Raw genomic sequence first — 19314 nt, 5'->3', positions numbered from 1 at the left:
CCCGCAGGGTGAGGCCCTTGGCCGAATAATCGAACGCAGTTCGATGGAGAGTCCTGTCCCTGAAAAGCAAAAACCCAGCCATAGGCTGGGTTCTCTAAATATGGTGCCCGGACTCGGAATCGAACCAAGGACACGGGGATTTTCAATCCCCTGCTCTACCGACTGAGCTATCCGGGCAACGGGCAGCATTAAACCGTATTGGCCGATGGCCGTCAACGGCTTTATGCATGAAAGGCGTTAAAACGCGTCCGGTTGCTGGCTTTTCAGGCAAAGGGCGCAAAAATTGCGCCTGTTCAGGCTATCTCCTTGGGCTGGCGGCGCCGCAAGCGCGGCTCGCCTAGCTTAGCGCCCCGTTGCGGCGGCACTGCGCCACCTGCAAGATGTCTTCCGCCAGCCGTTTGGCGACCGATACGTCCTGGAGCTGGCGTTTTACCAGCAGTTTGCTCAGGCAGCCTTCCTGAATCAATTCCATTTGCTGGGCCACCATGTCGGCGTCGTCGGCGTCCATTTCGCGCAGCAGTTCGCGGGTCAGCTCCAGCGAGGTCAGCTTTTGCTGCTCCGCCAGCTGGTGGATCGGATGATCCGTTTCCGGGAAAAAGCTGCAGGCGGCGATAAACAGGCAGCCGGGATAGCGGTCGTGCTGCACGTATTCCGCCAGCACGTCATAGCGCGCCAGCAGTTTTTGCTGCGGGCTCAGGTTTTCATCCAGCAGCAGCTGGCGGCGCCAGGTGTCGATCTGTTGGCCGTGGTAGCGCAGGCAGTCGTACAGCAGCGCTTCGCGATCCGGCCAGAACCGTTTGAGATCGCCGGGCTGAACGTCGAGTTTTTCCGCCAGCATCTCTAATGTGGCGGTCGCCAGGCCCTGTTGTTCCAACAGGCCCAGCGCGGTATCAAGGACGTGTTCACGTTGCACTTGTGCTTCCTCCCATTCGCTTCCGATCTTCAGTGTCAGTTATCGCATCACTTTCTGCAAATGCGCGTTGAAGGCTTCTGCCTTCATAAAACCGGTGACCCGCTCGGCCGTCAGCTCCTGGCCCGCCGGATCGAAGAACAGGATCGTGGGTAACCCCAGTACCTGCAAATGCTTCAGCAGCGCCGCCTGTTCCGCGCCGTTGGCGGTGACGTCCGCCTGCAGCAGCACCGCGTTGGCCAGGCTCGCCTGCACCGCCGCATCGCTGAAGGTGTATTTCTCGAACTCTTTACAGGCCACGCACCAGTCGGCGTACAGATCCAGCATCACCGGCTTGCCGCGCGCCTGTTGCAGCGCCAGATCGAGCTGCTCGACGTTGTTGATGCGGGCAAAGGCCAGGTGTTGTTGAGCCGCCTGCTGCGCCTGATCGGCGCCGAAGGCCCAATCCTGCAGCGGCCGCGCGGCGATCACCGCCGCCGCCAACAGCAGCAGTTGCAGGGCGCGCGCCCAGCCGCGCGCGCTTCTCAGGCTCAGAGCGAAGGCCCAGCCGAAGAACGCCAGGCCGAGCAGGCTCCACAGACGCAGGCCCCACAGATCGCCGATCACTCGCTCCAGCAGGAACACCGGCAGCGCCAGGATGACGAAGCCGAAGGCCTCTTTCACGTACTGCATCCACGGGCCGCTGCGCGGCAGCAGGCGGTTGCCGAACAGGGTGACGATCACCAGCGGAATGCCCATCCCCAGCGCGTACAGGTACAGCGTGCCGCCGCCGGCCCACAGGTTACCGCTCTGGGCGATATACAGCAGGATGGCGCTGAGCGGCGCGGTGGTGCAGGGCGAGCAAATCAGCCCGGCCAGGGCGCCCATCAGGAACACGCCGGTCAGCGAGCCGCCGCGCTGGGTATTGCTCCAGTTCGCCAGCCGGGTTTGCAGCGCCGAGGGCAGCTGCAGGGAATAGAGGCCGAACATCGACAGCGCCAGTGCGATAAACAGCACCGACAGGCCGATCAGCACGTAAGGGTGCTGCAGCGCCGCCTGGAACTGCAGGCCGGCGGCGGCCACCACCAGCCCCAGCAGGGTGTAGGTGAGCGCCATGCCCTGCACGTAAACCACCGCCAGCGCCAGAATGCGGCCGCTGCTTTGCGGCCGGTCGCGGCCGAGGATGATGCCGGAGATCAGCGGGTACATCGGCAGCACGCACGGAGTGAAGGCGATGCCGATGCCGATCAGCAATGCCCACAGCGGCGAGAACGGCAGGCTGGCCTGCGTAGTGGGCTGTTCGGTTGGCGCAGGGGCAGCCGCCGGGAGCGGGGCGACATCGCCGGCGCTGACGGCATCCAGCGGGATGATGCGGGTTTCCGGCGGATAGCAGAAGCCGGCCTCGGCGCAGCCCTGATAGGTGACGCTGAGGCTGGCGTTGGCCGCCGCCTGTTGCAGCGGCACCTGCAGATTCAGCTGCTGTTTGAAAATCGCCACTTCGCCGAAGAACTCGTCCTTGTGGCTCAGCCCTTCGGGCAGGGTAAAGGCACCGAGCGTCGCCTGTTGCGGCACCAGTTTGATCTGCTGGCGATACAGGTAGTAGCCGGGGCGGATCTGCCAGTTCAGCGTCACCTGGCTGCCTTGCTGTTTGAAATCGAAGGCAAAGGCCTGATCGACAGGCACGAACTGGCTGCCGCCCTTCGGCGCGAACAGCGAAGCCTGCGCCGCCTGCGGCAGGAAGAACAGGCTGCACAGCAGCAAAATCAGTTTAAGGAAGCGTTGATCCATAACAGGTAGTCTTTATCTCCGGCCATCACCGGCAGCACCAGCAGCTCGGGCGTCTGGTAAGGGTGATGTTGTTTCAGGGTGTCGAGCAGGGCCTGCTGACGGCGGCGATCGCTTTTGAACAGCATCTGCACTTCGTATTCCTGTTCCAGTTTCCCTTCCCAGTAATACAGCGAGGTGGCGCCGGGCAGCAGCGTGGCGCAGGCCGCCAGCTTATCGCCCAAGACCCGCGCCGCCAGTTCCTGGGCGCTGGCTTCATCGGGTGCGGTACAGAGTATGACGACAGCTTCGCAATCAGACATCTTCAGCCCTCTCATCGGTTCGAATGGGCACTATACCCTGAAGGCGGATTGGCTAGAAGGCGAGTTTATCGCCAGAAGGAAAACCGGGGCCGCAGCCCCGGTCGGAGCGTTACAGCATGATGCTGCCGAGCAGGAAGCCGAATACCACGGCGAAGATCACGCCCATGGTGCCGGGAATGAAGAACGGATGGTTGAACACGAAGCGGCCGATGCGCGTGGTGCCGGTATCGTCCATCTGCACCGCGGCGACCAGCGTCGGGTAGGTCGGCAGGATGAACAGGCCGGAGACGGCGGCGAAGGAGGCGACGGCGGTCAGCGGCGACACGTTCAGCGCCAGCGCCATCGGCATCAGCGCCTTGGCGGTAGCGGCCTGCGAGTACAGCAGCGCCGAGCAGAAGAAGAAGATCACCGCCAGCAGCCACGGGTGCGCCTGAATGACGCTGCCGGCCGTCTCTTTGATCCAGTCGATGTTGGCCTGCACGAAGGTATCGCCCAGCCAGGCGACACCGAGGATACAGATACAGGCGCTCATGCCGGCCTTGAAGGTGCTGGAGTTCAGCACCATGTCGGTGTCGACGCGGCACAGCAGGGTGGTCAGCGTGGCGACGCTCAGCATGATGATCAGGATGGCGTTGGTGGTGTTCATCAGCGGCTTGGCCACCAGGCCAAGGCCCGGGCTGTTGATGATGGCGTAAGCCACTACGCACAGCACGCCCAGCAGGAACAGCAGCACCGAGGCTTTGGCGCGCGGTTTGATCTCCAGCGCGTTGTTGCCGCGCAGGGTGATCAGGCCTTCTTCCAGGCGTTTCAGGTACACCGGATCGTTAGACAGCTTGGAGTCGAACAGCCAGGTTACCAGCAGCGACATCACCAGCACGGCGCAGAAGGTGGACGGGATCACCACCATCAGCAGATGCAGGTAGCTGACGCCGTGGCCTTCCATCACCGAAGACATATACACCACTGCGGCGGAGATCGGCGAGGCGGTGATGGCGATCTGGGCGGACACCACGGCGGTCGACAGCGGCCGGCAAGGCTTGATGCCCTGTTCTTTCGCCACTTCGGCGATCACCGGCAGCGCCGAGAGCGAGATGTTGCCGGTGCCGGCGAAGATGGTCAGGAAGTAGGTGACGATAGGGGCGAGAATGGTGATGTGCTTGGGGTTCTTGCGCAGCAGCTTTTCGGTCTGCTGCACCAGGTAATCCATCCCCCCGGCGACCTGCATGGCGGAGATCGCCGCGATCACCGCCATGATGATGGAAATCACGTCGAAGGGAATGCTGCCCGGCTTGACGCCGATCAGCGCCAGGACCAGAACGCCCAATCCCCCCGCGAACCCGATACCGATACCGCCCAACCTGGCCCCTAAAAAGATGGCCAGCAGAACGATAACCAATTCTACGGCTAGCATAGTGTTTACTCCTTAAAATGAGAGAAATTGAAAATCAAACGTTAAAATTTTGTGGGCGCCTAAAAGTAAAAAGGCACGCTATCCAGAGGATTTAGCGTGCCTTTCAGGGCTACCGGGTAGGTCTGTTATTGTTCATTTTCATCCGTATAGCGTTTGGCTTTATAGGCCGGGTGCATCAGGTTCTCCACGGAGAAGATGTCATCCAGCTCGGCTTCGGTCAGCAGGCCGCGTTCCAGCACCACTTCACGCACGCTCTTGCCGGTTTCGGCGCAGATCTTCCCGACGATGTCACCGTTATGGTGGCCGATGAACGGGTTCAGATAGGTGACGATACCGATCGAGTTGAAGACGTAGTGTTCGCAGACTTCTTTATTCGCGGTGATGCCGTTAATGCATTTTTCCAGCAGGTTGTAGCAGGCGTTGGTCAGGATGTGGATCGACTCGAACATCGCCTGGCCGATCACCGGCTCCATCACGTTCAGCTGCAGCTGGCCCGCTTCGGCCGCCATGGTAACGCAAGTGTCGTTGCCAATCACCTTGAAACACACCTGATTGACCACTTCCGGCACTACCGGGTTCACTTTGGCCGGCATGATGGACGACCCCGCCTGCAGCTCAGGCAGGTTGATTTCGTTCAGGCCGGCGCGCGGGCCGGAGGAGAGCAGGCGCAGGTCGTTGCAGATTTTGGACAGTTTCACCGCCAGGCGTTTGAGCGCGCTGTGCACCATCACGTAGGCGCCGCAGTCGGAGGTGGCCTCGATCAGGTCTTCCGCCGGCACTACCGGCAGGCCGCTGACTTCCGCCAGTTTTTGCACCGCCAGCGGCTGGTAGCCTTCCGGGGTGTTGAGCGCGGTGCCGATGGCGGTGGCGCCCAGGTTCACTTCCAGCAGCAGCTCCGCGGTGCGGTGCAGGTTGCGGGTCTCTTCGTTCAGCAGCACGCTGAAGGCGTGGAACTCCTGGCCGAGGGTCATCGGTACCGCGTCCTGCAGCTGGGTGCGGCCCATTTTCAGGATGGTTTCGAACTCTTTCGCCTTGCGGTCGAAGCCTTCGCGCAGCTGGTTGATGGCGTCGATCAGCTTCTGGTTGGAGGCGTACACCGCGATGCGGAACCCGGTCGGGTAGGCGTCGTTGGTGGACTGGCACTTATTGAGGTGATCGTTCGGGTTCAGGTACTGGTATTCGCCTTTTTGGTGGCCCATCAGTTCCAGGCCGATGTTCGCCAGCACTTCGTTGGTGTTCATGTTCAGCGAGGTGCCTGCGCCGCCCTGGAACACGTCCACCGGGAACTGATCCATGCACTTGCCTTTATCCAGTACCTCGTCGCAGGCCTGGATGATCACGTCGGCGATTTTGCGCGGGATGGTTTTGAGTTCTTTGTTGGCCATCGCCGCGGCCTTTTTCACCATCACCATGCCGCGAACGAACTCGGGGACATCGCTGATTTTGCTGTTGCTGATGTAGAAGTTTTCAATCGCACGCAGAGTGTGGACTCCGTAGTAAGCGTCTGCGGGGACTTCACGTGTTCCTAACAGGTCTTCTTCGATACGAATGTTGTTTGACATGAGAACCTTCTCTATGTGTTGCTGCCGAATTAATAATGTGTCAGGTCAAGGCTAATAAGGGCACAGCCTAAATTAATGTTGCCGAAGGCTTGGGGCGTGAAACGATTAACCAAATCGCCCGTTGCTGCCCAGATCATATGCTGGTTGGTAAGAAATGACTGAATCCAGATCACCTTATGGTGTTTAAGGATATGCCCTTTTCCGGTTCTGTGACTTCTTTCACGTTTGTGAACTTTAGCAATAAAAACCGGCTCTCGGTTGAAATGGTGGGGGGATGCCCTCATTGTAATGGTGTCGGCCGTTTACGGCCTCTTTTTTCGCGCCGTCGCCCCGTGGCGGCCGCGCTTTACCTACCGATAGGAGAACCAGGTGCGCTGGTTACCGCTACTGCTGATATTTCTGCTGGCTTACATAGAAATATCCATCTTTATCAAAGTCGCCGCCGTGCTCGGCGTGGCTGTCACCCTGCTGCTGGTGGTGTTCAGCTCCTGCGTCGGCATTTCGCTGGTGCGCAATCAGGGCATGAAAACCTTCGTGCAGATGCAGCAAAAACTGGCGGCCGGCGAAAGCCCGGCGGCGGAAATGGTGAAAAGCGTTTCGCTGGTGCTGGCGGGCTTCCTGCTGCTGATCCCGGGTTTCTTCACCGACTTCCTCGGCCTGTTGCTGCTGCTGCCGCCGGTGCAAAAAACGCTGACGCTGAAGCTGATGCCGCATCTGTCGGTTTATCGCCCCGGCGGTTGGACGGGCGGTGACGCCGCTAACGGCAACACTTTCGACGGCGAATTCCAGCGCAAGGACGACGAACGCTCGGTGCTGGAACACCGCCCGGACGAGGAGCGCAAGCCTCACGATCGTTAAGCAAACGCGGCTCAGGCCGCGTTTTTTCTCTCTGTAGCACCCGCGCGGCCAAAAATGCGAAATTTTTTTCGTTAGCCCCCTTGAAGGGGGCTGGAACGCCCCCATCTCAAATGCCACGAGGCCGGTAATAACAACCATCCGGTGTACAACCCTAAATCTGATAGAGACCTTCTTACAGGAGAGCGTTCAATGAGTATTCGTCCATTGCATGACCGCGTTATCGTCAAGCGCAAAGAAGTTGAATCAAAATCTGCTGGCGGCATCGTCCTGACTGGCTCTGCTGCGGGTAAATCCACTCGCGGTGAAGTGGTTGCAGTGGGTAAAGGGCGTGTGCTGGAAAACGGCAACATCCAACCGCTGGATGTGAAAGTTGGCGATATCGTGATTTTCAACGACGGCTACGGCGTGAAAGCAGAGAAGATCGACAATGAAGAAGTGTTGATCATGTCCGAAAGCGACATTCTGGCAATTGTTGAAGCGTAATTGCGCTTTATCTTCTGAACTGAACGAGTTGAAGGGAAATACCAATGGCAGCTAAAGACGTAAAATTCGGCAATGACGCTCGCGTGAAAATGCTCCGCGGCGTGAATGTTCTCGCTGATGCAGTAAAAGTGACCCTGGGCCCGAAAGGCCGCAACGTAGTGCTGGATAAATCTTTCGGCGCACCGACCATCACCAAAGACGGCGTTTCCGTTGCGCGTGAAATCGAACTGGAAGACAAGTTCGAGAACATGGGTGCACAGATGGTGAAAGAAGTGGCCTCCAAAGCGAACGACGCGGCGGGCGACGGCACCACCACTGCAACCGTACTGGCTCAATCCATCATCACCGAAGGCCTGAAAGCGGTTGCTGCAGGCATGAACCCGATGGATCTGAAGCGCGGCATCGACAAAGCGGTTGTCGCTGCGGTTGAAGAACTGAAGAAACTGTCCGTACCTTGCTCCGATTCCAAAGCTATCGCTCAGGTAGGCACCATCTCCGCCAACTCCGACGAAACCGTGGGTAAACTGATCGCGGAAGCGATGGAGAAAGTGGGCAAAGAAGGCGTTATCACCGTTGAAGAAGGCACCGGCCTGCAAGACGAGCTGGACGTGGTTGAAGGTATGCAGTTCGACCGCGGTTACCTGTCCCCATACTTCATCAACAAGCCGGAAACCGGTTCTGTTGAGCTGGAAAGCCCGTTCATCCTGCTGGCTGACAAAAAGATCTCCAACATCCGCGAAATGCTGCCGGTGCTGGAAGCCGTTGCCAAAGCAGGCAAGCCGCTGCTGATCATCGCTGAAGACGTTGAAGGCGAAGCGCTGGCGACCCTGGTGGTCAACACCATGCGCGGCATCGTGAAAGTGGCTGCCGTTAAGGCGCCTGGCTTCGGCGACCGCCGTAAAGCCATGCTGCAGGACATCGCAACCCTGACTGCCGGTACCGTTATCTCTGAAGAGATCGGTCTGGAGCTGGAAAAAGCCACCCTGGAAGACCTGGGCCAGGCAAAACGCGTTGTGATCAACAAAGACACCACCATCATCATCGATGGCGTGGGCGACGAAGCGACCATCCAGGGCCGCGTTGCTCAGATCCGTCAGCAGATCGAAGAAGCGACCTCTGACTACGATCGTGAAAAACTGCAGGAGCGCGTAGCGAAACTGGCCGGCGGCGTTGCCGTTATCAAGGTTGGCGCAGCGACTGAAGTTGAAATGAAAGAGAAGAAAGCCCGCGTTGAAGACGCCCTGCACGCGACCCGCGCCGCAGTGGAAGAAGGCGTGGTGGCCGGCGGTGGCGTAGCGCTGATCCGCGTTGCAGGCAAAATCGCCGCGCTGAAAGGCGACAACGAAGACCAGAACGTGGGTATCAAAGTTGCGCTGCGCGCAATGGAAGCCCCTCTGCGTCAGATCGTGGTGAACGCCGGTGAAGAAGCTTCCGTTATCGCCAACCAGGTGAAAGCGGGCGAAGGCAGCTACGGCTACAACGCTTACTCCGAAGAATACGGCGACATGATCGCGATGGGTATCCTGGATCCAACCAAAGTGACCCGTTCTGCTCTGCAGTACGCGGCTTCCGTGGCTGGCCTGATGATCACCACCGAATGCATGGTTACCGACCTGCCGAAGGCTGACGCACCGGATCTGGGCGCAGCAGGCGGCATGGGCGGCATGGGCGGTATGGGCGGCATGATGTAATCATCCCCCACACGCTGGTGTGCTGAGAACCCCGGTCAAACGACCGGGGTTTTTTTTATCTTAAAAATCAATAAAAAGAATGTTTATTTAGCTTGTTATTAGTTTACTGAATGAATTATTGCATTATTTTGCTTTTACCCTAAACCGTTGTCGTTTCGTACCGATATAGCCCCTACCGGGCGGGGAATTTTCCCTCGCCGGTGTGACTGTCAACGGAGACGACTTATGCTGAAAAATATGAAAATAGCCACCTGGCTGATGTTGATGCTGTTGCTGTTGGGCTTGATGCCCATGGGAACCGGCGCCATCGCCTTCTATTTCATGCAGCAAAACGGCAACAGCATCGGCCGGATGAGCACTTTCTCCGACGAGGAAGCGGCGCTGAACCGCAGTTGGCGTGCTTTGCTGCAAACGCAGACGCTGATCGACAACATGGCGTTCGAGCGCATGGCGCAGACGGACGCCGCCGATATCCGCAAGGGCATCACTGAGGCGCGTAACGAGCTGCGCAGCGCCGACGTCGCGTTCAACCTGTTTTGGGAGACGCCGGGCCTGACGGTATCGCGCCCGGATCTGGGCGAGGCGATGAAAACGGTCTATCTGGCGCAGCAGGCGGTGCTGAAGCAAGAGCTGACGCTGTTGGCCGACACGCCGCAGGCGGCGCTGATCGAGCGGCTGCACGCCATGGCCGCTGAGAAGCGCCAGGTGCGCCAGCGGCTGGATAGCCAGTTTGCCGACTACATGCGGGCCACGGTGGCCGCTCATCGTCTGGCGGTGGAGGCGGCGGTGCAGACTCAAAAAGTCTTTGCACGCCTGCTGAGTGGCACCCTGGCGGCGATCCTGCTGCTGCTGGTCGCCGTGCAACGTGATTTCCGCCGGCGCTTGATCCTGCCGCTGCGCCAGGTTGCCGAACACTTGCAAAAGGTTGGGCGCGGCGATCTGCGCAGCGAGATCGCGGTACGCAACAGCAATGAGATCGGCATGCTGTTCGCCAGCCTGCGGACGATGCAGCAGGAGCTGAGCGCCACCGTGCAGCAGGTGCGTGACGGCGTGGAGTCGATCAATCACGGTACGCACGAGATCGCCGTCGGCAACGCCGATCTTTCCAGCCGTACGGAAGAACAGGCCAGCGCGCTGACGGAAACCGCCGCCAGCATGGAACAGATCACCGCTACGGTGCGGCAAAACGCCGATAACGCCAGCCAGGCCGCCGGCATGGTCAATCAGACTGCCGGCATTGCCCGCAACGGCGAAACGCTGATGGCCAACGCGGTCGACAAGATGCGGGCTATCAACGACAGCGCGCGCCAGGTGGGGGATATCACCAGCGTGATCGACGGCATCGCCTTCCAGACCAATATTCTGGCGCTGAACGCCGCCGTGGAGGCCGCGCGAGCCGGAGAACAAGGCAGGGGTTTTGCGGTGGTGGCCGGCGAGGTGCGCAATCTGGCGCAGCGCTGCGCGACCTCGGCCAAGGAGATCAGCAGTTTGGTCGACGGCGTAACCGGCGATATCGCCGTCGGCGTGCGCCTGGTCGAGCAGGCGGGCGAGACGATGAATGCCATCGTTGGCTCGGTGAACCAGGTGACGTCGCTGATGGACAACATCTCGTACGCGTCGGAAGAGCAAAGCAAGGGCATTGAGCAGGTCGGAGTGGCGGTGACCCAGATGGATCAGGTGACGCAGCAGAACGCCGCGCTGGTGGAGGAGGTGGCGACCACCGCCGTCGGCGTGGAGGAGCAGGCGGCCCTGCTGGCGCAGGCGGTGGCGGTATTCCAACTGGCGGAGGGGGAAACGTGCCAGGACGAAGCGCAGGCATCGGCGGCCGTTGCCGGTTGGGCATAACGCCGCCGCACTGTATTTGATGATATTTTTGCCGCCGGGGGCGATTTAGCTGGTAAACTGTTAAGTCATCAGCTGTCGCTCAAGACGTTGGCCCGCTCGCGTGGCAACGGATGCTTAAGAGATGGCATCGCTTTCTGATAAGCTTTTGCGTAATTCTCAACATCGAATGGGGAACAAGATGCGGATTAAAGCCTTACTGGGTCTCTCGGCAGCGATGCTGCTGGCGGGTTGCAGCACCACTCATGAACTGACCGCTGCGGGTCAGCAGATCAAGTTCACCGACAGCAAGCCGGCGGCGGAATGCCAGCTGCTGGGGGAAGTGACCGGCACCCAGAGCAACTGGCTGTCCGGCAACGGCGGTGAAGGCAGCTCCATGCGCGGGGCGGCCAACGATCTGCGCAACAAGGCGGCGGCCATGGGCGGCAACGTGATCTACGGCGCCAACAGCCCGAGCCAGAACCTGCTCTCCAGCTTCGCACCGCTGGACAGTAAAATGGTCGGCCAGGTTTACAAGTGCCCGTAAGGCGCTGAGGCCGCAGCCGCAAAGAGGTAAAAAAAGAGGAATGCCACGGCATTCCTCTTTTCGTTGGGGCATTTAGCGCACGTCACTCCTGCATCAGGCGCAGATCGATCGGCGTTTTGCTCGGTTCGCCGCCCACTTCGCGCGTCAGGCGCGGCACCAGATAACCGGACACCTTGCTCAGCAGCGCCTGCATGATGGCGCGCGCTTCATCGTCGCTAACCATGAAGTGCGCCGCGCCCTGCACCTTGTCCAGCACGTGGATGTAGTAAGGCAGGATACCGGCGTCGAACAGCGCGTTGCTGAGCGCCGCCAGCGTGTCGGCATCGTCGTTGACGTCGCGCAGCAGCACGCTCTGGTTGAGCAGCGTGACGCCGGCGAGACGCAGCTGCGCCATGGCGCTTTGCAGATCGCGGTCAATTTCGTTGGCGTGGTTGATGTGGGTGACCATCAGCACCTGCAGGCGCGAGGCCGACAGCAGGCGGCACAGCGCCGGCGTGATGCGCGCCGGGATCACCACCGGCAGACGGGTGTGAATGCGCAGGCGTTTCAGGTGCGGGATGGCCTCCAGCTCGCCGACCAGCCACTCCAGCTCGCTGTCTTTGGCCATCAGCGGATCGCCGCCGGAAAAAATGATCTCGTCCAGTTCCGGGTGTTGGCGGATATAATCCAGCGCCTGCCGCCAGTTGTTCTTGTTGCCCTGATTATCCTGATAGGGGAAGTGGCGGCGGAAGCAGTAACGGCAGTTGACCGCACAGCCGCCCTTGACCAGCAGCAGCGCGCGATTGCGGTATTTGTGCAGCAGGCCCGGCACCACGCTGCGCTGCTCATCGAGCGGATCGGTGGTGAACCCTGGGGCGTTGATGAACTCCTCTCTGGCGGTCAGCACCTGGCGCAGCAGCGGGTCGTTGGCATCGCCGGGGCGCATGCGCACAGCGAAGGCGCGCGGCACGCGCAGGGCAAACAGCCGGCGGGCATCGCGCCCCTGCGGCAGTTCCGGGTGCGTATTCAGTGACAAAAGCTGCAGTAATTCATCTGGATCGGTAATAACATCGGCGAGTTGATGCAACCAATCTTCTCTATGTGCCGTACTTTGGGTTATAATGTGTGCCATTTTTTTGGCTAAGCTACCAGTTCAAATATTCAGAGGGCCATCATGGCGACTTATTCTAGCAACGATTTCCGTCCGGGTCTTAAAATCATGTTCGAGGGCGAACCTTACGCCGTCGAAGCCAGTGAGTTCGTTAAGCCGGGCAAAGGCCAGGCGTTTGCACGCGTGAAAATGCGTCGTCTGCTGACCGGCACCCGCGTGGAAAAAACCTTCAAGTCTACCGATTCTTGCGAAGGCGCAGACGTGATGGACACCAACATGAACTACCTGTACAGCGACGGTGAGTTCTACCACTTCATGCACCCTGAGTCTTTCGAACAGCATCAGGTTGACGGCAAAACCGTCGGCGACGCGGCCAAATGGCTGCAGGATAACGCAGAGTGCATCATCACCCTGTGGGATGGCCGTCCAATCGCCGTTCAGCCGCCGAACTTCATCGAAGCGGAAATCACCGATACCGATCCTGGCCTGAAAGGCGATACCGCAGGGACTGGCGGCAAGCCGGCTACCCTGAGCACCGGCGCCGTGGTTAAAGTGCCGTTGTTCGTCCAGATCGGCGAAGTGATCAAAGTTGACACTCGCTCTGGCGAATACGTCTCTCGCGTTAAATAAGTTTCAAAGCAGAGGAACCCCCGCGGTTCCTCTGTTTTATCCCATCCCCGTTCGTTGGCAGAAAACCCGCATGTTCAAGAAAACGTTGTTGGCCGTGCTCTCCCTGTTGTTCCTTTTCTCCCTTAGCGGTTGCAATACGTTTCGCGGTTTCGGCGAAGACGTGCAGCATCTCGGCGGCGCCATTTCGCGCACGGCCAGCTGATCCCGCCCTTTAACCCGATGTATTTGCGCCACAAAGCCGGTGGTGATTCCACTCCCTGCGCCAATTTTGACTAAGCTTAGAAAGCCGTACTTTTTCATCAACGACAAATAAGGACTTTCTTATGCTGAAGAAAAGTATTATCGCGATCTTCTCTTTGATGATTTTGACCTCGTTGACCGCCTGTAATACCACCCGCGGCGTGGGTGAGGACATTCAGGCCGGCGGCAAGGCCATTCAGCGCAGCGCGGAATAATCCGTTCTCCACCCGGCGGCGTTCCGCGTGCGGAGGGCCGCCGCATTTCCTCCTCTTGCCTGAGCGTTAACGCTGCTGCTATCCTGCCGCAGTGCGGGTGAGGTTACCCGCCGTTCTTCACCCCGCTGAACGGGACGACCCGTTTACGCGTCATTATATCGGGGACGACCCCAGTGGAAGGGAGGCCGTCTCATGGCCTGGATTATTCTGCTTATCGCCGGTTTGCTTGAAGTGGTTTGGGCTATCGGTCTGAAATACACCCACGGTTTTACCCGGCTGACGCCGAGCATCATCACCATCGCCGCGATGGTGGTCAGCATGTTGCTGTTGGCCAACGCGATGAAAACGCTGCCCGCCGGCACCGCCTATGCGGTGTGGACCGGCATCGGCGCGGTGGGCGCGGCCATCATGGGCATGGTGCTGTTGGGCGAGTCGACCAATATCGCGCGTATCATCAGCCTGTGCCTGATCGTGGTCGGCATCCTCGGGCTGAAGTTCAGCAGTCACTGATCGGCGGGCTGCTCCACCCAGATCAGCGCATCGGTGGCGAAACCGTAGCCTTTGGCCGTCTGCAATAAGCTGTCGCGTACGCCGGCGTCAAGCGTCGGAGTGCGCGACAGGATCCACAGATAGTCGCGGTTAGGGCCGCAAACCAGCGCGTAGCGATACTCCGGATCCAGGGCAATCACGTTATAGCCGCCATAGAAGGGGCCGAAGAACGACACTTTCAGCGCCGCGACCTGCGGTGAACCGATAAAGTAGGCTTTGCCTTCGCTTTCTTGCCATTGCTGTTTCTGCGGATTGAAGCCGCGATTGATGACTTTCAGCCCGCCGTCGGCGCGTGGGCTGTAGTGGGCGGTCACCCGCTGCAAACCGCGTTCAAAACGATGATCCAGACGCGCGATTTCGTACCAGGTGCCGAGATAGCGCTGACTGTCGAAAGGGGTCACGACCTTGATGTCTTTGGGCGGGGAGACGCTGCAAGCGACGGAGAGCAGGGCGGAAAGCATGACGCTAAGCTTTGACCATAAACGCATCGGTGACTCCTGTTTACCGGGGACGAGTAGACAGTGTAGCCGATGAGCAAAGGGCGGCCAACGGGCGTTGGCCGCCTGAGCGGTTTACAGGGTGACGACGCCGATAACGGTGACCACGCTGAGGATCGCCGCCAGACCGTAGAACACCCATTTGCCGGCCGGTACGTGGATCTTCAGATCGTGCATCGCATGGTGGATGCGGTGCAGGCCGCACCACAGCGGCAGGATGATCATCAGCAGCAGGAACAAGCGGCCGATCAGGCTCTGGCAGAACGCCAGCACGCGCTCGTAACCCAGCGCTTCACCGGGGAACAGCCCCAGCGGCAGCAGAATGCCGACCAGCAGCACGATGGCCGGCGCGACGATCGCGCTCCACATGCCGCCGGCGCCGAACAATCCCCAGAAAACCGGCTCGTCGGAGCGTTTAGGTGCTTGATTTATCATGTTTCCTCCGGATTAGATCAGGGCCACGGCCAGGATGACCACGCTGACGACGATGGTGACGGCCCACAGCCCTTTCACGATGGGGCCCGGTCCCATTTTCTCGCTGTTGACCACGATATTGGCGGCCTTCGGCGCCAAATCGAACCAGGTTTTGGTGTGCAGCGCCGCCGCCAGCAGGGCGACGACGTTGATCAACAGCACCAGCGGGTTCTGCAAGAAGCCGACGAAGCCGGCCCAGCTCTCGGCGCCGCCCTTCAGCGCGAACACGCCGTAGAGCAGCACGATGCTGAACCAGACCGCCAGCACCGAGGTGCCTTCGCGCAGCATGTAGAAACGGTAAAAGCCGAGCTTTTGCCACCAGGTGGGCGTCATGGTGCGCACATAGGGCTTACGTTGAGTTGTCATGGCAATTTTCTCCCTTATTGCGGCTTCAGCATGGCGATCATGAAGTCTTTGGCGCTCTCCACCTTGCCCTGCTGGATGGCGGCGGCGGGATCGACGTGTTTCGGACAGACTTCGGAGCAATAGCCGACGAAGGTGCAGCTCCAGACGCCGTTTTGGCCGTTAAGCTGCGGCATGCGCTGTTTCTTGCCGTGGTCGCGGTTGTCCAGGTTGTAGCGGTGCGCCAGCGTGATCGCCGCCGGGCCGATAAACTCGGGGTTGAGGCCGAACTGCGGGCACGCGGCGTAGCACAGGCCGCAGTTGATGCAGCCGGAGAACTGGTGATACTTGGCCATCTGCGCCGGGGTCTGCACGTTCGGGCCGTCTTCCGGCTTGCGATCGTTGCCGATAATGTAAGGCTTGATCGCCTCCAGGCTTTCGATGAAGTGGGTCATGTCGACCACCAGATCGCGCTCGATCGGGAAGTTGCCCAGCGCTTCGACCTTCATGCCGCCGACGTAATCGCGCAGGAAGGTTTTGCACGCCAGCTTCGGCACGCGGTTGACCATCATGCCGCAGGAGCCGCAGATCGCCATGCGGCAGGACCAGCGGTAGGAGAGATCCGGCGCCAGGTTATCCTTGATGTAGCCCAGCGCGTCGAGCAGCGAGGTCTGTTCGTCGTAAGGCACGGCGTAGGTGACGAAATGCGGCTCGGCGTCGCTTTCCGGGTTATAGCGCATGACTTCGATCTTCAGGGTTTGCATCTCAGCCATTTGCCTGCTCCTTATTCTTTTTCTCCTGCGCTTCGGCTTCTGCGCCGTAGACGCGTTTGGCCGGCGGCAGCTTGGTGATTTTCACGTCGCTGTATTCGAGACGCGGCGCGCCCTGTGGGTTATGGAACGCCAGCGTATGCTTGAGGAAGTTGACGTCGTCGCGCTCGGTGCAGCCTTCGTCCAGGCGCTGGTGAGCGCCGCGCGACTCTTTGCGGTTAAACGCGGAGTGCGCCATGCATTCGGCGACGTCCAGGCCGTAGCCCAGCTCGATGGTGTACAGCAGATCGGTGTTGAACACGCTGGAGTTGTCGGTGATGTTGACGCGCTTGAAGCGCTCTTTCAGCTCCGCCAGCTTATCGATGGTTTTTTGCATCAGCTCCGGCGTGCGGTAGATGCCGCAACCCTCTTCCATCGACAGCCCCATTTCGTCGCGGATCTTCGCCCAGTTTTCGTTGCCTTCCTGCTTCATCAGGTTGCTCAGGCGGGTTTCGACATCGCGGGTTTGCGCATCCAGCGCGCTGCCGTTGGCCGGCGCGGTTTCCAGCGCGCGACGCGCCGCGTGCTCACCGGCGACGCGGCCGAACACCACCAGTTCTGCCAGCGAGTTGGAGCCGAGACGGTTGGCGCCGTGCAGGCCGACGGAGGAGCATTCGCCGACCGCGAACAGCCCCTTGATGCGGGTTTCGCAATTCTGATCGGTTTCAATGCCGCCCATGGTGTAGTGCGCGGTAGGGCGCACCGGGATCGGATCTTTCACCGGATCGACGCCGACGTAGGCCTTGGCCAGTTCGCAGATGAACGGCAGCCGCTCCAGCAGCTTTTTCTCGCCCAGATGGCGCAGATCGAGGTAGACCACGTCGCCGCGCGGGGTGGCGATGGTGCGGCCGGCGCGCCATTCGTGCCAGAAGGCCTGGGACACCTTGTCGCGCGGGCCCAGCTCCATGTATTTGTTCTTCGGCTCGCCCAGCGGGGTTTCCGGGCCCATGCCGTAATCTTGCAGGTAACGGTAGCCGTCCTTGTTCACCAGGATGCCGCCTTCGCCGCGGCAGCCCTCGGTCATCAGGATGCCGGAACCGGGCAGGCCGGTCGGGTGATACTGCACGAACTCCATGTCGCGCAGCGGCACGCCGTGGTGGAACGCCATGCCCATGCCGTCGCCGGTAACGATGCCGCCGTTGGTGTTGTAGCGGTAGACGCGCCCGGCGCCGCCGGTGGCCATCACCACCGCATTGGCGCGGATCTGCACGCGGGTGCCTTCCATCATGTTGAGCGCCACCAGGCCGCGCGCCTGGCCGTCATCCACCAGGATATCCAGCACGAAGTGCTCGTCGAAGCGTTGAATTTGCGGGTATTTCAGCGAAGTCTGGAACAGGGTGTGCAGCATGTGGAAGCCGGTCTTGTCGGCGGCGAACCAGGTGCGTTCGATCTTCATGCCGCCGAAGCGCCGCACGTTGACCGACCCATCCGGTTTGCGGCTCCACGGGCAGCCCCACTGCTCGAGCTGGGTCATCTCGCGCGGGCACTGATGCACGAAGTGATCGACCACGTCCTGTTCGCACAGCCAGTCGCCGCCGGCGACGGTGTCGTGGAAGTGGTAGTCGAAGGTATCGTGATCCTGGGTGACGGCGGCGGAGCCCCCCTCGGCGGCGACCGTGTGGCTGCGCATCGGGTAGACCTTAGAGATCAGCGCGATTTTCAGTTGGGGATTGGCTTCCGCTGCGGCTATTGCTGCACGTAAACCAGCGCCCCCGGCCCCAATAATGGCAAGATCGGCGTTAAAGGTTTGCACTGCATTCCTCCAATGTTCTTGTTAAGAACGGCAAGTTAAATATCTATGCTTAAAATTTAGCGAGCTCTTCGGGTGCTAACTAATTGAACCGATTAATGTTGCTTAAAGGTTAAGGATAGATATCTCCCACCAATAATGGGGAATTAACTATACCTAAAGTTAAGTAGTCGAAATTTGATGTGATCGATTGTTTTGTCGATTAACGCTCGACCAACAGGCTTGCCTGCCTTTTCGCGTGTTCGGCGTGCTTTACCCTTTTTAACGCGCTTTTGTCGCCTATTTATCGGAAATTGGCGTTATGGCCGGTTGTGCATCGTGAAGAATTTGTTTGGCTGCAAGGATGCGAGTAGACTGCATCCCCTGTTTGATTTCGGAGTTAATTACCATGAGCGAAACGGCAAGCTGGCAGCCTAGTGCACCCATCGCCAATTTGTTGAAACGCGCAGCGATTCTGGCTGAGATCCGGCGTTTCTTCGCCGATCGTGGCGTGCTGGAAGTTGAGACGCCCACCATGAGCCAGGCGACGGTCACCGACGTTCACCTGTTCCCGTTCGAGACGCGTTTCGTCGGGCCGGGGGCGGCAGAGGGCCTGACGCTATACATGATGACCAGCCCGGAATATCACATGAAGCGCCTGCTGGCGGCGGGCAGCGGCCCGATCTACCAAATGGGGCGCAGCTTCCGCAATGAAGAGGCCGGGCGGCATCACAACCCGGAATTCACCATGCTGGAGTGGTACCGTCCGCACTACGACATGTACCGCCTGATGAACGAGGTGGACGATTTGCTGCAACAGGTGCTGGACTGCGAGAGCGCGGAGACCCTGTCCTATCAGCAGGCGTTCCTGCGCCATCTGGACATCGATCCGCTGTCGGCGGAGAAGGCGCAGCTGCGTGAAGCGGCGGCCAAGCTCGACTTGAGCAACATCGCCGATACTGAAGAAGACCGCGATACGCTGCTGCAGCTGCTGTTTACCGTGGGCGTGGAGCCCCATATCGGCCGTGAAAAGCCGGCGTTCGTTTACCACTTCCCGGCCAGCCAGGCGGCGTTGGCGGAGATCAGCACCGAAGACCACCGCGTGGCGGAGCGTTTTGAGGTGTACTTCAAGGGCATTGAGCTGGCGAACGGTTTCCGCGAGCTGACCGACGGCCGTGAACAGCAGCAGCGCTTCGAGCAGGACAATCGCAAACGCGCGGAGCGCGGCCTGCCGCAGCAGCCGATCGACTACAACCTGCTGGCGGCGTTGCAGCACGGCATGCCGGAATGTTCCGGCGTGGCGCTGGGCGTGGATCGCCTGGTGATGCTGGCGCTGGGCGCCGAGAGCCTGAGCGACGTGTTGGCTTTCCCGGTTGGGATCGCCTGACGT

Annotated in this window: 21 protein-coding genes and 1 tRNA gene; 10 read left to right on the top strand and 12 right to left on the bottom strand. The window is 60.0% G+C overall.

Going from position 1 to position 19314, the window contains the following annotated elements:
* Positions 1 to 101: 101 nt before the first annotated feature.
* The 6 genes from ABTW55_RS11485 to aspA form a co-directional block, all read right to left on the bottom strand.
* Positions 102 to 177: transfer RNA gene (locus ABTW55_RS11485), tRNA-Phe, on the bottom strand.
* 160 nt (positions 178 to 337) lie between these two features.
* Positions 338 to 913, bottom strand: coding sequence for a transcriptional regulator (locus ABTW55_RS11480; protein WP_033636761.1), 576 nt, complete (start codon positions 911 to 913; stop codon positions 338 to 340).
* A 39-nt stretch (positions 914 to 952) separates the two neighbouring features.
* Complete coding sequence (locus ABTW55_RS11475; RefSeq protein WP_060422765.1) at positions 953 to 2677, bottom strand: protein-disulfide reductase DsbD; 1725 nt, start codon at positions 2675 to 2677, stop codon at positions 953 to 955.
* On the bottom strand, positions 2653 to 2976 hold the full coding sequence (gene cutA, locus ABTW55_RS11470) for a divalent cation tolerance protein CutA (protein ID WP_004929657.1): 324 nt from the start codon (positions 2974 to 2976) through the stop codon (positions 2653 to 2655). Before cutA ends, ABTW55_RS11475 begins: the two co-directional genes overlap by 25 nt.
* A 109-nt stretch (positions 2977 to 3085) precedes the next feature.
* The gene (locus ABTW55_RS11465; protein ID WP_041037552.1) at positions 3086 to 4387 is read right to left on the bottom strand and encodes an anaerobic C4-dicarboxylate transporter; all 1302 of its coding nucleotides are present in this window, start codon (positions 4385 to 4387) and stop codon (positions 3086 to 3088) included.
* Positions 4388 to 4512: 125 nt separating this feature from the next.
* Positions 4513 to 5949, bottom strand: a complete 1437-nt coding sequence (aspA, locus tag ABTW55_RS11460) for an aspartate ammonia-lyase (protein WP_004929659.1) — start codon at positions 5947 to 5949, stop codon at positions 4513 to 4515.
* A 369-nt stretch (positions 5950 to 6318) separates the two neighbouring features.
* Between aspA and ABTW55_RS11455 the strand changes: the two genes are divergently transcribed.
* From ABTW55_RS11455 to ABTW55_RS11435, 5 genes are all read left to right on the top strand, one after another.
* Complete coding sequence (locus tag ABTW55_RS11455; protein ID WP_033636764.1) at positions 6319 to 6807, top strand: FxsA family protein; 489 nt, start codon at positions 6319 to 6321, stop codon at positions 6805 to 6807.
* A gap of 189 nt (positions 6808 to 6996) precedes the next feature.
* A complete protein-coding gene (locus tag ABTW55_RS11450) occupies positions 6997 to 7290 on the top strand; it encodes a co-chaperone GroES (protein ID WP_004929661.1) in 294 nt (97 codons plus the stop codon).
* Positions 7291 to 7334: 44 nt separating this feature from the next.
* Positions 7335 to 8981: a chaperonin GroEL gene (gene groL, locus ABTW55_RS11445; RefSeq protein ID WP_004929662.1), complete on the top strand. Its 1647-nt coding sequence runs from the start codon at positions 7335 to 7337 to the stop codon at positions 8979 to 8981.
* 225 nt (positions 8982 to 9206) lie between these two features.
* Positions 9207 to 10826 carry a methyl-accepting chemotaxis protein gene (locus ABTW55_RS11440; protein WP_060422761.1) on the top strand — a complete coding sequence of 540 codons (1620 nt, stop codon included), beginning with the start codon at positions 9207 to 9209 and terminating at the stop codon, positions 10824 to 10826.
* A 178-nt stretch (positions 10827 to 11004) separates the two neighbouring features.
* On the top strand, positions 11005 to 11349 hold the full coding sequence (locus ABTW55_RS11435) for a DUF4156 domain-containing protein (protein WP_025305007.1): 345 nt from the start codon (positions 11005 to 11007) through the stop codon (positions 11347 to 11349).
* Positions 11350 to 11431: 82 nt separating this feature from the next.
* Here the strand turns inward: ABTW55_RS11435 and epmB are convergent, their stop codons facing one another.
* Positions 11432 to 12460 (bottom strand): EF-P beta-lysylation protein EpmB, encoded by a 1029-nt coding sequence (gene epmB, locus ABTW55_RS11430; RefSeq protein WP_060422758.1) that lies wholly within the window; start codon positions 12458 to 12460, stop codon positions 11432 to 11434.
* A 42-nt stretch (positions 12461 to 12502) separates the two neighbouring features.
* Between epmB and efp the strand changes: the two genes are divergently transcribed.
* The 4 genes from efp to sugE all read left to right on the top strand — a co-directional run bounded on the left by efp (position 12503) and on the right by sugE (position 14034).
* On the top strand, positions 12503 to 13069 hold the full coding sequence (gene efp, locus ABTW55_RS11425) for an elongation factor P (RefSeq protein WP_004929666.1): 567 nt from the start codon (positions 12503 to 12505) through the stop codon (positions 13067 to 13069).
* A gap of 70 nt (positions 13070 to 13139) precedes the next feature.
* A complete protein-coding gene (locus ABTW55_RS11420; protein ID WP_019453400.1) occupies positions 13140 to 13271 on the top strand; it encodes an entericidin A/B family lipoprotein in 132 nt (43 codons plus the stop codon).
* A gap of 121 nt (positions 13272 to 13392) precedes the next feature.
* Entirely contained in the window at positions 13393 to 13524 is a 132-nt protein-coding gene (locus ABTW55_RS11415; protein WP_033636766.1) for an entericidin A/B family lipoprotein, read from the top strand.
* A 192-nt stretch (positions 13525 to 13716) separates the two neighbouring features.
* Positions 13717 to 14034 carry a quaternary ammonium compound efflux SMR transporter SugE gene (gene sugE / locus ABTW55_RS11410; RefSeq protein ID WP_004929669.1) on the top strand — a complete coding sequence of 106 codons (318 nt, stop codon included), beginning with the start codon at positions 13717 to 13719 and terminating at the stop codon, positions 14032 to 14034.
* Here the strand turns inward: sugE and blc are convergent.
* The 5 genes from blc to frdA all read right to left on the bottom strand — a co-directional run bounded on the left by blc (position 14028) and on the right by frdA (position 17948).
* The gene (blc, locus tag ABTW55_RS11405) at positions 14028 to 14561 is read right to left on the bottom strand and encodes an outer membrane lipoprotein Blc (RefSeq protein ID WP_033648715.1); all 534 of its coding nucleotides are present in this window, start codon (positions 14559 to 14561) and stop codon (positions 14028 to 14030) included. The two genes, sugE and blc, sit on opposite strands and share 7 nt — an antisense overlap.
* Positions 14562 to 14645: 84 nt before the next feature.
* Positions 14646 to 15005 carry a fumarate reductase subunit FrdD gene (frdD, locus tag ABTW55_RS11400; RefSeq protein WP_033636768.1) on the bottom strand — a complete coding sequence of 120 codons (360 nt, stop codon included), beginning with the start codon at positions 15003 to 15005 and terminating at the stop codon, positions 14646 to 14648.
* Positions 15006 to 15017: 12 nt separating this feature from the next.
* Complete coding sequence (frdC, locus tag ABTW55_RS11395) at positions 15018 to 15410, bottom strand: fumarate reductase subunit FrdC (protein ID WP_004929673.1); 393 nt, start codon at positions 15408 to 15410, stop codon at positions 15018 to 15020.
* Positions 15411 to 15424: 14 nt separating this feature from the next.
* Entirely contained in the window at positions 15425 to 16159 is a 735-nt protein-coding gene (locus ABTW55_RS11390; protein WP_033648713.1) for a succinate dehydrogenase/fumarate reductase iron-sulfur subunit, read from the bottom strand.
* Positions 16152 to 17948, bottom strand: a complete 1797-nt coding sequence (gene frdA, locus ABTW55_RS11385) for a fumarate reductase (quinol) flavoprotein subunit (RefSeq protein ID WP_033638926.1) — start codon at positions 17946 to 17948, stop codon at positions 16152 to 16154. The genes ABTW55_RS11390 and frdA overlap by 8 nt, the downstream gene beginning before the upstream one ends.
* A gap of 385 nt (positions 17949 to 18333) precedes the next feature.
* Here frdA and epmA point away from each other — a divergent pair, with 385 nt between their 5' ends.
* Positions 18334 to 19311, top strand: a complete 978-nt coding sequence (epmA, locus tag ABTW55_RS11380; RefSeq protein WP_004929681.1) for an elongation factor P--(R)-beta-lysine ligase — start codon at positions 18334 to 18336, stop codon at positions 19309 to 19311.
* Positions 19312 to 19314: the final 3 nt, after the last annotated feature.

The sequence above is a fragment of the Serratia sp. SM04 genome (assembly GCF_040280225.1).
GTDB lineage: Bacteria > Pseudomonadota > Gammaproteobacteria > Enterobacterales > Enterobacteriaceae > Serratia > Serratia sarumanii.
The sequence above is the reverse complement of the archived record's forward strand: the minus strand, read 5'-3'. Positions and strand labels throughout refer to the sequence as shown.